Source organism: Blautia sp. HA3515 (assembly GCF_059933065.1).
This window is the reverse complement of the sequence record NZ_JAYFUY010000056.1, coordinates 1-11,383: the sequence shown is the minus strand read 5'-3', so window position 1 is coordinate 11,383 and position 11,383 is coordinate 1. Positions and strand designations below refer to the sequence as shown.

Here is an 11,383-nt window from a genome sequence, read left to right as displayed (position 1 = left end):
TATTTTTTCCAGTTTTTCCATTTGCTGCTTCTGATATTCCAGGATTTTCCCTATGCTTTGACCATATTTTGCTTTCAGCCCATTGATCTGATCCAGTCTGCGTTCTGTCTGATCAAAGGTCTCCTGGTCAAAAACCATATCCTCCATATAGGAAGACAGTTCCCGGTTAAAATCGTTCAGCAGACTATCTACTTCTCCCAGAGAACTTTCCAGTCCTGCCAGTTCTTCATCATATTCTGAGACTCTGGACAATTCCCTGAGTGCTTCTCCTACCAGATCTCCTGCACTGCTTCCCTCATATCCGGTAAAGCCTCTCACAGCCTGCAGGGCATCCACGATCTTTCGTCCATTGGACAGTTTACGGTAGGTCTTTTCCAGTTCCTCGTCTTCTCCTTCCTTAAGGGCAGCCTTTTCGATTTCCTGGACTTCAAATTCAAGAAAAGCAGTCTCCCGGTTTCTCTGTTCCTCATCCATGTTAAAAGCCTGAAGCTCTTTCTCGCATTTGCGATATTCCTTATAAGCCTTTTCTACTTTTTCTTTTACCGGCTGTATTTTTTCTTTTCCATAGACATCCAGGATCTCCAGCTGTTTATCCGGGTACAGGAGAGACTGGTGCTCATGCTGGCCATGAATATCGATCAGGCAGGCTGCTGCTGCCTTCATCTGGGATACTGTACAAGCTTCCCCATTAATCTTGCTGATGCTCCGGCCTTCCATGATCTTCCTTGACAGAAGCACCTGCCCATCCTGAGGATAAATATCCATAGATTCCAACGCCTGTTTTGCTTTTGTATTTTCAACCTGGAATAAAAGCTCCACCAGGCCGTAGGATGCATTCTCACGAATCATCCCCCTGGAAGTCTTGCCTCCCAGGATCAGCTGTATGGAGCCTAAAAGAATGGATTTTCCGGCGCCCGTCTCACCAGTAAGAATATTCAGTCCAGGGCCAAATTCCACTTCTATTTCTTCGATCAGTGCAAGGTTTTTTACGTGCAGATGAACCAGCACAAAAGCCACCTCCTTATTTTGTGCAAAAATGCTGTCTTAGCTTCCTGCAATCTCATTCAGCTTCTTTACCACACTTACTGCCTGCTCAGATGTCTTGCAGACACACATAATAGTATCATCTCCTGCTATACACCCAAGGATCTCCGGCCATTTCAATGCATCCAGTGCTGTAGCCACAGCCATGGCCATACCGGTAACTGTCTTTACCACTACCAGATTCTGTCCTGTGTCCATGGAGAGCACTGCATCTTTCAGCACTCTGGAATACTTATCTCCAAGCTCCGAAGAACCATGATCCAGGATCGCATAACGGGATTTACCATCCTTTACCGTTACCTTTGTAAGCTTCAATGCCCGTATATCTCTGGATACCGTAGCCTGCGTCACTTTAAAGCCTGCCTGATTCAGCCTGGCAGCCAGTTCTTCCTGAGTATCTATATCATATTGCCGGATCAATTCGATAATTTTTTCATGTCTTGCTAATTTCACTTTTCATCCTCCCTGATCCAGATGCTGTATCCTTTCCAACTATTTTCGTAACTATTCAATCCCCTACTGTTGCAAGGCCAAAATCATCTTTAGTACTTAACTGTCCCGCATCTTCTGACGGATTACTGTCCACAAAGCTTAAATGATTCAGTTTCAGGATCTTTGTCTTTTCCTCTGCCCTGCGGATCACGATCCGGTCACCAGTAACTAAATGGATCACCGCATCACCGTCAAAAGCGGCAACTGCCTTTTCCTGATCCTCCATGCCTGCCCTTCCCAACTTCCACAGTGATCACATCATCTGCCGGAAATACAATGCTTCTTGAATTAAGTGTGTGTGGGGCAATGGGCGTCATGATGATCATGGTGCCGCTTGGCGATACAATAGGGCCGCCTACAGACAGGCTGTATCCTGTAGACCCGGTAGGTGTGGACAATATGATACCATCCGCATTGTAGGAATTCAGATATTCATTATTTACGAAATTCTTGAAACGTACAACCCTTAAAGGCCCTTCCCTGCCGATCACAATATCATTCAGTGCCAGATCACTGCCGATCACCTGATTGCCTCTGTATACAGTACCGGACAGCATCATCCGTTCTTCTACCTCATAGTCTCCACGCATCAGCTTGTCAAGAGCCTGATACACAGACTGCCTGTCCACCTCTGCCAGGAACCCAAGCGTTCCCAGATTGATCCCAAGAAGTGGAATCCTGCAATGGACCACATCCCTTGCAGCCTGAAGCAAAGTACCGTCTCCTCCCAGCACGATCACACACTGGGTATCCTCAGGGATCTTCTCCGGATCCGTATAATGATAGGGACCATCCTGCTTCCGCTTTGCCATCTGCACCTGACAGGCCTTTCCATGACTTTTCAGATAGGACACGATCATGTCTGTAAAAGACTGATCCTGATCTTTTTCACTGTTTGTGATCACATAAAACTTATCCATTTGATCCACCTATTTCCTGTCCAGCATACCATGAGCTTCTTCTACTACAGACTCTACCGTGGTCTGCAGCTGATCTGTGACCAGGGCTCCTTCCGGACGCTTTTGCAGATGAAGCAGATATTCTATATTTCCCTCCGGTCCCTTGATCGGTGAAAAGGACAGATGGCATGGTTCCAAACCAATCCCCATGGCAAAATCACGAACCTTTTCGATCACTTCTCTGTGGACCTGCGGATCACGGACAACTCCTTTTTTGCCTACCTTTTCTCTGCCTGCCTCAAACTGAGGCTTGATCAGACATACGATCTCTCCATCTTCTTTCAGAAGCTGCCGTACTGGCGGCAGTACCTTTGTCAATGAAATAAAGGACACATCAATCGAAGAAAAATCAGCAGCCTCTCCCAGATCCTCCGGAACCACATAACGAATATTGGTTTTTTCCATGCAGACCACTCTTGGATCATTGCGAAGCTTCCAATCCAGCTGACCATATCCTACGTCAATGGAAAATACACGGACAGCCCCGTTTTGAAGCATACAGTCTGTAAAACCTCCTGTGGATGCGCCAACATCCATACATACCTTTCCGTCCAGGTGAAGGTCAAAATTCTTCATTGCCTTTTCCAGCTTCAAACCACCTCTGCTTACATATGGTAATGTATTTCCACGCATCTCGATCTTTGCGCCTTCTCCGAACATGGATCCGGCTTTATCTTCTTTTTGTCCATCTACATACACATCTCCGGACATAATATATGCTTTTGCTTTCTCTCTGGAAGAAGCAAGTCCATGCTCTACCAATAAAATATCCAGTCTTTTTTTCATATTATGAAATCCCCGTTTCTACTGTCTGTGCGATCTCTGCTGCAGAAAGTCCGACCTTGCACCGAAGGCTGTCAATACTGCCATGAGGCACAAATCTGTCCCAGATAGCAATGGGTATCACCCTGCGTCCCGGATGGCATGCTTCCATATAGGCACATACATGCTCTCCAAAGCCTCCGCTTTTTACATTTTCTTCTACGGTTACAAACAGCTGATGGTCTTCTGCCAGTTCATCCAATAAGGCTGTATCCAAAGGCTTTACAAACCTGGCATTTACAAATGTGGGCTCTATTCCCTGTTCTTTCAGAAGCTTTACTGCATCCTGACAAACAGACACCATGCTGCCAACTGCCAGTATAGCTGCCTTTTTTCCTTTGGAAAGAATCTCTGCCTTTCCACGGAGGATCGGTGCCTGGAACTGCTGAAACTCTGTACATGCTGTTCCTTTGGGATAACGGATGGCATAGGGTCCGTCTCCATTCACTGCTGCTTCCAGCATAGCTTCCAGCTCCCAGTCATTTTTTGGTGCCATTACTGTCATCCCTGGCATCATACTCAGATAAGAAAGATCAAAATTCCCCTGATGGGTCTCTCCATCTGCGCCTACCAGCCCTGCCCGGTCAATGGCAAATATTACATGAAGCTTCTGCATACACACATCATGAAGGATCTGATCCACTGCTCTTTGAAGGAAAGAAGAATACACCGCCACCACAGGAATGATCCCGCCAAGGGCCAATCCTGCTGCAAAAGTAACTGCATGCTCTTCTGCGATCCCTACATCAAAAAAGCGGTCAGGAAACGCCTGCTGAAATGCTTTCAGTCCGGTTCCCTCCGGCATAGCTGCCGTAATAGCTGCAAGCTTTGTATTTTCTTCTCCAAGCCGGACCATTCCTTTGGCAAATACATCTGTATAGGTAGGTGCTTTTTTCACAGTCAGGGCTTTTCCTGTCTGTATATCAAAAGGTCCTGTACCGTGGAACCTGTCCGGATAGGTACTTGCAGGCTTGTATCCTCTGCCCTTTTCTGTGATCACATGTACTACAACTGCCCCTTCCACCCTTTTAGCTTCATTGAACAGCTTCATCATCTGCCGCATATTGTGGCCATCCACAGGTCCCAGATAGGTAAGTCCCATATTTTCAAACAACATTCCAGGAATAAAAAGCTGTTTGATACTGCTTTTGGTACGACGGACCGCATCTACCATGGCTGTCCCCACCTTAGGGATCTTCTTGACAGCTTTCGTAACTCCTATCTTCATTCCTGTATAAGCCTCTGCTGTACGCAAAGCGCTTAAATACGTAGACATTCCACCAACATTCTTTGATATGGACATATTATTGTCATTGATCACAATAATAAAATTCGTATCCAGCTCCGCTGCATTATTCAGTGCCTCGTAAGCCATACCGCCGGTAAGTGCCCCATCTCCGATCACAGACACCACATGGTTCTTCCTGCCCAAAAGATCCCTGGCCCGAACATAGCCAAGCCCTGCAGATATGGAATTGGAGCTGTGTCCTGCATCAAAAGCATCACAGTCACTTTCCGCTCTCTTGGGAAATCCGCTTAAGCCTCCTTCTTTACGAAGGGTGGCAAAGGCATCCTTTCTTCCTGTAAGGATCTTGTGGGTATAAGCCTGATGTCCCACATCCCAGATCAGCTTATCCTCCGGGAAATCCAACACATTATGAAGTGCAAGGGTAAGTTCTACTGCTCCCAGGTTTGATGCCAGATGGCCACCGGTCCTGCTTACAGATTCAATAAGAAACTGACGGATTTCATCCGCCAGCTGCGGAAAATCTGCAAGTGCAATCTTATGAATGTCATTTGGCTTATTTATCTTTTCCAGAAACATCCGTATCCTTCTTTCACTTCCTGCGCCCCACCAGTTCCCTTACCAGTGTATCCAGGAATTCATTTTTTCGATCCAGGCTATCCAAAAGAGCGACTGCCTCCCCGGATAAGTCTGCTACACACTCTGAGGCTTTGCTGATCCCCATAAGTGTTACATATGTAGTCTTGTTGTTTTTCTCATCACTGTGTACCGGTTTGCCCAATTCTTCCTGGGAACTGGTAACATCCAGAATATCATCCCTGATCTGGAAAGCCAGGCCTATATTCTTTGCTGCCTGGTCGATCACTGCCAGTTCTCGTTCATCTGCTCCTGCCAAAACTGCTCCTGCCAGCATAGAAGCCTGGATCAGTGCAGAAGTTTTATTCTCATATATATAATCAAGTATTTCTCTTGAAACAGGCTTACCATCATTCTCCACGTCTACACTCTGTCCCCCAAGCATCCCATGCAAGCCGGTATTATGGGTCATGATCTCCATAGCGCGGATCACAGCCTGCGGTCTTTCGGTAAGGGCAAATGCCTTCAGCATAGTCTCATATGCATAATTCAGAAGAGCGACCCCGCTTAAAACTCCCATAGCTTCCCCATACACCTTGTGGGTAGTAAGCCGTCCCCTGCGATAATCATCATTATCCAGTGCAGGAAGATCATCATGTACCAGGGAATGGGTGTGGATCATCTCAATGGCAGCCATAAAAGGCTCTGCCACATGTCCGCTTCCGCCAAACAATCGATACGTTTCACCAAGAAGTATGGGGCGAAGCCTTTTCCCCCCTGAGCATACGCTGTAATTCATAGCCTCTGCCAGATGGGCGGCAAAGCCTTCCTCCTTTGGCAGATATCTGCAGATTATCTCTTCTGCTTCTTTTGTTTTTTCCTGTAATTCACTTTGAAAATTCACTGAATGTCCCATCCTCATTGATCTGCAGCATTTTTTTCTCTACTGTATCCAGTTTCTCGCTGCAATACTTTAATAATTCCATTCCTTTTTTATACAGGGCAAAGGATTCCTCCAGGGATGTTTCCTGATTCTCCAGCCTGTCTGCCAGTCTGTCAAGTTCCTGAAAAGCAGTCTCCACAGACAATTCATCCTGTTGTTCTGTTACTTCAGCCATGGCCCCTCCTTATTTGTGCCTATTACCTCTGTCTCAACCCTTCCATCTGTGACAGCGATAAACAGCCTGTCCTTTTCTCTGATACCTTCAATGCTGGTAACTGCATGTCCCTGGATATCCGTTACATAGGAATATCCCCGATTCAGTTTCCGAAGGGGCGACAGGCCTGCATACTTCTCCAGATATAATGCAAGAAGATTCCGTTTCTCACGGATCTTTGCCTCCATTCCTTTATAAAGCCGCTCTTCCATATCCGCTGCATACTGCTGTCTGTCCCGCAGCCTTCCCTGCGGATTCAGATACTGCATCCGTACCTGATACTGGTCCAGCCTGCTCTTAAGCAGCTGCAGTTTGCCCCACATGGCACGATGCAGCCGTTCCCTGCCGGAATCGACTGCGTCCACAATACTCTTATAATCAAACACTGCCAGTTCTGCTGCAGCAGACGGAGTAGGAGCCCGCAGGTCTGCCACAAAATCAGCAATGGTAAAATCCGTCTCATGACCTACAGCTGAGATCACAGGGGTTTGACACTCAAAAATAGCCCTGGCAACCCTTTCATCATTAAAGGCCCACAGATCCTCTATGGATCCACCGCCTCTGCCTACAATGATCACATCCAGATCCAGCCCGTCCAGGATCTGGATCCCCTTCACAATACTTTCCGGAGCTCCTTCCCCCTGCACAAGAGCCGGGTACAAAACGATCTGCAGGTATGGATTGCGCCGCAGGGAAATGTTACGGATATCCTGTACTGCAGCCCCTGTAGGTGCAGTCACAACTCCAAGACGCTTTACAAACCGGGGAATCTCCTGCTTGTATTCCTGGGCAAACATGCCCATCTCTTCCAGTTCCTGCTTCAGAAGCAGGAATCTGCGATACAGATCCCCAGCCCCCTCCAAGGTGATCTCCCTGGCATACATCTGATACCTGCCATCCCGCTGATAAACATCAATGGTACCGGCTACCACAACCTGATCCCCATCCTTCATACGGAATGCCAGACCCTTTCTCTGTCCTGCAAACATCACGCAGGAAAGGGTGCCGGTCTCATCCTTCAGGGAAAAATAGATATGTCCGCTGGTATGGTACTTACAATTGGATACTTCTCCCTTAACCTGAAGCTTCTGAAGGAAGTAATCCTGGGTAAACATATTACGCACATAGCTGTTTACCTGTCCTACGGAATATATATTATTCATTCGCCAGCTTACCAAGGATACCGTTTACAAAAGAACCTGAGGCTTCCCCGCCAAAACGCTTGGCCAGTTCCACTGCCTCGTTAATGGCAACCCCTGTGGGAACATCCGGGTCATACTTGATCTCATAAACAGCCAGTCTTAATGCTGTAAGATCCACACGGTTCATTCGCTTTGTCTTCCATCCATGGCTTGTCTCATTCAGCTGTCTGTCAATATCCTCCAAATGCTCCAGTACATGATTATATTTCTCCCAGGATATACTCCAGATCCTTCTCTTCTCCTTCAGCAAGGCCCTCAAAATAAAGCTGCACCTGCTCTCCCATCTCGTCCTGGGAATTAAACTGGGTCATAAACAGAAGTTTAAAAATATGTTCTCTTAGTTCCCTTCTTCGCATAATTTCCTCCCGCAATATAAAAAAGGAAAGCCTTACTTTCCTTTTTCATTCTCCATATCTACGCTGGCAATGTGGATATTCACATCTGCCACTTCAAGCCCGGTCATATTCTCGATGGAAGACTTAACCTTTTCCTGGACTGTCTTGCTTGTCTCCAGGATATTCTTGCCATACTGGATATTCAGGGTAAGATCTACACGTACGATCCCGTCCAGTACTTCCACCTTTACGCCTTTGGAAAGACTCTTCATCCCAAGCTTGCTTACCAGCTCATTTGTAATATTACCGGCCATGGAAGCAACTCCATCAACCTCTGTAGCAGCCAGACCAGCAATGATCGCAACTACTTCGTCTGCAATATTCACTTCACCAATGCCGCCAAGATCCTGTATTTTATATGTTGTTCTCTTTTCAGCCATATGATAACCCTCCTAAGGTGTTATATTCAGTTACCTGTAATTATACCAAATCACCCAATAAATGAAAAGGGTTATTTGCTGAATTCCGTCAATATTAAATCCGGATTTCTGTCCTGTGTCATTCCCACACTCCACGGATTCACAAAGAGAAGAAGCGGATTTCCCTTAAGATCTGTTACTTTCTTCATATCTGAAGTACCGGTAATGCTTTCCACATCTACTTTGTCCTTATTGGCGATCCACCGGATATGCTCATAAGGAAGATTCTCCAGACGGATCTCCACATTATACTCATTCTCCAGGCGGAATTTCAGCACATCAAACTGAAGCACACCAACAACACCCACAATGATCTCTTCCATATTTCCAAACAGCTCCTGGAAAATCTGGATTGCTCCTTCATGGGCGATCTGTGTGATTCCCTTTACAAACTGCTTTCTCTTCATGGTGTCCAAAAGGCGCACTCTTGCAAAATGCTCCGGTGCAAAGGTAGGGATCCCTTCAAAAGCAAATTTCCTGCCAGGCGCACAGATGGTATCTCCGATAGAAAAAATACCAGGATCAAATACACCGATAATATCTCCTGCATAAGCCTCGTCCACCACATGTCTTGACTCTGCCATCATCTGCTGTGGCTGAAGAAGACGCATCTTCTTCTCTCCCTGTACATGATAAACCTCCTGGGAAGCATCAAACTTACCGGAACAGATCCTCATAAAAGCGATTCTGTCTCTGTGTGCTTTATTCATATTTGCCTGGATCTTAAATACAAAGGCAGAAAAATCATCGGACATAGGATCCACCAGTCCTGCATCTGACATTCTTGGAAGAGGAGAAGTGGTCATAGCCAGGAAATGCTCCAGAAATGTTTCCACACCAAAGTTGGTAAGTGCAGATCCGAAAAATACAGGGGTTAATTCTCCCTTGCTTACAAGCTCCTGATCAAAATCAGCACTTGCACCATCAAGAAGTTCAATTTCTTCAAGAAGCTGCTCTTTCTGCTCCGGATCCATTACCTGATCTGCTCTTGGATCCTGAAGAGGTATCTCCTCGATATGGCCTTCCTTTGTTCCTTTCTGAGTATCAGAAAATGTAAGGATCTTTTCTGTATTCCGATCATAAACACCACGGAATTTCTTACCGGAACCAATAGGCCAGTTAATGGGACAGGTTGCAATGCCCAGTTCCTTCTCGATCTCATCCAGAAGATCAAATGTATCATTGGCATCCCGGTCCATCTTATTGATAAATGTAAAAATAGGAATGTGTCTCATAACACATACCTTAAACAGCTTTCTGGTCTGTGCCTCCACACCTTTGGATCCATCAATGACCATAACTGCAGAATCTGCAGCCATTAATGTTCTGTAAGTATCCTCCGAGAAATCCTGATGTCCCGGCGTATCCAGAATGTTAATACAGTATCCATCATAATGAAACTGAAGTACAGAAGAGGTAACAGAAATACCTCGTTCCTTTTGATCTCCATCCAGTCTGAAACTGCATGACGGGCCGTTGCCTTGCCTTTAACACTTCCGGCCAGATTAATGGCTCCGCCATACAGCAAAAATTTCTCCGTAAGCGTGGTCTTACCAGCATCCGGATGTGAAATAATAGCAAAGGTCCTTCTTTTTTCTATTTCTTTCGTATATTTTGACACAGCATGCCTCCTGCAAAATGTTCTGTCATAAATAGGTTTCCCATAATAACTCATAAACATTCCTATTCTAGTATACAGAAAGCTTTCCTGTCAAGGGAATTTCCTCAGTAAACAGCTGTGTTTCCTCAGTAATGGGCTGTGTCAGTCATAGATTCCATCTGTTTCAACCAGATCATCACTTTTTGCAGTCCCTGCTGAAGTTTCTTCTGCCTCCTGGTCTGGTACCTGGCTGATCCCTGCATCCTTATTGCCGCTTTCCTCAGCACTCTGGCTTAAAGGAGTGATCACAATATTTTCCGGTGCGATCCCTGTCTTTCTTTTTACAATATCCTCGATCTGCGCTCTTCTGGCATCATCCAGATCTGTATCCGGCACTACGATATCCGCAGTTTCCCCTGTAAGATTTACAATCACATTTTCAAAGCCTTTGGCTGAAAGAAGCAGTTCTGCTGCTGCCTCTTTTTCCGTCAGTTCAGTGACAGATACCATGGTATTGATCGCTTCCTGCTTCTGTTCCTCTCCAATGTCCTGATTGTTGATAATATCCTGAAGATCTGCTTTATTCTGGGAACGGATCTGCTCCCTGGAAAGCTTTGCCTGGGCAGCAAAACCGGATGCCCCTGTAAGTACGGCTTCTCCCGGAGCAGTCACATCCTCCGTATCCCCGGTGCCATCTGCCCCGTTCTCATCCAGAAGGGCTGTTTCATCTGTCAGGTCATAATCCACATCTTCAAGGATACTGCTGCTGGCCTCCTGATCCTTAAAGCCCAGATCCACATCAGCAAAATTAAGATAGCCTGCTGCTGCGATCAGGATTGCCAGGGAGGTGATGATCACCTGATTCTTTTTTAAAACTTTTTTCACTTTGCCTCTCCTTATATCATTTTTATTACTTTAATTCTATGGGCTTCCACCTGAAATAATGCCATCACAGCCTGCTGAATCTCTCGTACTGTCACCGGATCATCAGCTCCCTGGGCAGCGATCAGCACTCCTGTGATCAATTCGCTGTTATCATTGCCAAAGCCAAAGGTGTTTTTTTCATTTCCTGTCATAAGCATGACTTGTACCTTTCCCACGCCTTCCACGCCGGAAAGCACCTGCTGAAGCCTTTGTTCCAGAGCAGAGGCATTCCCCTGCTCCTGGTGTCTCTTCCCTGGCAGCATTTCCCACACGATTATCCGATCCAGTCTTTTTTTCAGTAGGAACTGCTATCACCCCCAGAAGAAGTCCCACCAGAAAAAGTGTGATCCACTGTGTCCGGTTTATTTTTTTCAACCTGGATCTGGCAGTTTCCAGCAAGGATCCCCCATTGCTCCAAAAGCTCATCCTTCAGCTTCTTCCTCTCCAGCTCCTGATCCGGTTCCTGATCGCAGATACAGCACGGCTTTTATGGTTTCTTCCTCTATTAGTACTTCCACATTTTCCACTTTCATGTTTTTTTCCCTTA

The 11,383-nt window shown here is 46.1% G+C and carries 10 protein-coding genes and 3 pseudogenes; all 13 read right to left on the bottom strand.

The window, feature by feature from the left end; translation table 11 throughout:
• Positions 1 to 1,008 (bottom strand): AAA family ATPase (locus tag R1Y93_RS04010; RefSeq protein WP_500821713.1); only part of this gene is annotated, 1,008 nt, incomplete at its 3' end.
• Between the two features lie 36 nt (positions 1,009 to 1,044).
• A complete protein-coding gene (gene argR, locus R1Y93_RS04005; RefSeq protein ID WP_500821712.1) occupies positions 1,045 to 1,497 on the bottom strand; it encodes an arginine repressor in 453 nt (150 codons plus the stop codon).
• 96 nt (positions 1,498 to 1,593) lie between these two features.
• Positions 1,594 to 2,456 (bottom strand): annotated as a pseudogene (locus R1Y93_RS04000) (NAD(+)/NADH kinase).
• A gap of 9 nt (positions 2,457 to 2,465) precedes the next feature.
• Positions 2,466 to 3,281 (bottom strand): TlyA family RNA methyltransferase, encoded by an 816-nt coding sequence (locus tag R1Y93_RS03995; protein WP_500821711.1) that lies wholly within the window; start codon positions 3,279 to 3,281, stop codon positions 2,466 to 2,468.
• 1 nt (position 3,282) lies between these two features.
• Positions 3,283 to 5,142 carry a 1-deoxy-D-xylulose-5-phosphate synthase gene (dxs, locus tag R1Y93_RS03990; RefSeq protein WP_500821710.1) on the bottom strand — a complete coding sequence of 620 codons (1,860 nt, stop codon included), beginning with the start codon at positions 5,140 to 5,142 and terminating at the stop codon, positions 3,283 to 3,285.
• A 13-nt stretch (positions 5,143 to 5,155) separates the two neighbouring features.
• Positions 5,156 to 6,043: a polyprenyl synthetase family protein gene (locus tag R1Y93_RS03985; protein ID WP_500821709.1), complete on the bottom strand. Its 888-nt coding sequence runs from the start codon at positions 6,041 to 6,043 to the stop codon at positions 5,156 to 5,158.
• On the bottom strand, positions 6,027 to 6,257 hold the full coding sequence (gene xseB, locus R1Y93_RS03980; protein WP_500821708.1) for an exodeoxyribonuclease VII small subunit: 231 nt from the start codon (positions 6,255 to 6,257) through the stop codon (positions 6,027 to 6,029). Before xseB ends, R1Y93_RS03985 begins: the two co-directional genes overlap by 17 nt.
• Positions 6,245 to 7,459 (bottom strand): exodeoxyribonuclease VII large subunit, encoded by a 1,215-nt coding sequence (xseA, locus tag R1Y93_RS03975; protein WP_500821707.1) that lies wholly within the window; start codon positions 7,457 to 7,459, stop codon positions 6,245 to 6,247. The genes xseB and xseA overlap by 13 nt, the downstream gene beginning before the upstream one ends.
• Positions 7,452 to 7,854: pseudogene (nusB, locus tag R1Y93_RS03970) on the bottom strand (transcription antitermination factor NusB). Before nusB ends, xseA begins: the two are co-directional and overlap by 8 nt.
• A gap of 32 nt (positions 7,855 to 7,886) precedes the next feature.
• Positions 7,887 to 8,273: an Asp23/Gls24 family envelope stress response protein gene (locus R1Y93_RS03965; protein ID WP_158420590.1), complete on the bottom strand. Its 387-nt coding sequence runs from the start codon at positions 8,271 to 8,273 to the stop codon at positions 7,887 to 7,889.
• A gap of 71 nt (positions 8,274 to 8,344) precedes the next feature.
• Positions 8,345 to 9,933, bottom strand: a pseudogene (locus R1Y93_RS03960) (peptide chain release factor 3).
• A gap of 141 nt (positions 9,934 to 10,074) precedes the next feature.
• Positions 10,075 to 10,797: a SpoIIIAH-like family protein gene (locus tag R1Y93_RS03955; RefSeq protein WP_500821706.1), complete on the bottom strand. Its 723-nt coding sequence runs from the start codon at positions 10,795 to 10,797 to the stop codon at positions 10,075 to 10,077.
• Between the two features lie 11 nt (positions 10,798 to 10,808).
• Entirely contained in the window at positions 10,809 to 11,099 is a 291-nt protein-coding gene (locus R1Y93_RS03950; protein WP_500821714.1) for a SpoIIIAG-related protein, read from the bottom strand.
• Positions 11,100 to 11,383: the final 284 nt, after the last annotated feature.

Bases quoted from the DNA above. Each gene is read 5' to 3' on its own strand.
- R1Y93_RS03995 (WP_500821711.1), bottom strand. From the start codon at position 3,281: ATGAAAAAAAGACTGGATATTTTATTGGTAGAGCATGGACTTGCTTCT.
- dxs (WP_500821710.1), bottom strand. From the start codon at position 5,142: ATGTTTCTGGAAAAGATAAATAAGCCAAATGACATTCATAAGATTGCA.
- xseB (WP_500821708.1), bottom strand. From the start codon at position 6,257: ATGGCTGAAGTAACAGAACAACAGGATGAATTGTCTGTGGAGACTGCT.
- xseA (WP_500821707.1), bottom strand. From the start codon at position 7,459: ATGAATAATATATATTCCGTAGGACAGGTAAACAGCTATGTGCGTAAT.
- R1Y93_RS03965 (WP_158420590.1), bottom strand. From the start codon at position 8,273: ATGGCTGAAAAGAGAACAACATATAAAATACAGGATCTTGGCGGCATT.
- R1Y93_RS03950 (WP_500821714.1), bottom strand. From the start codon at position 11,099: ATGCTGCCAGGGAAGAGACACCAGGAGCAGGGGAATGCCTCTGCTCTG.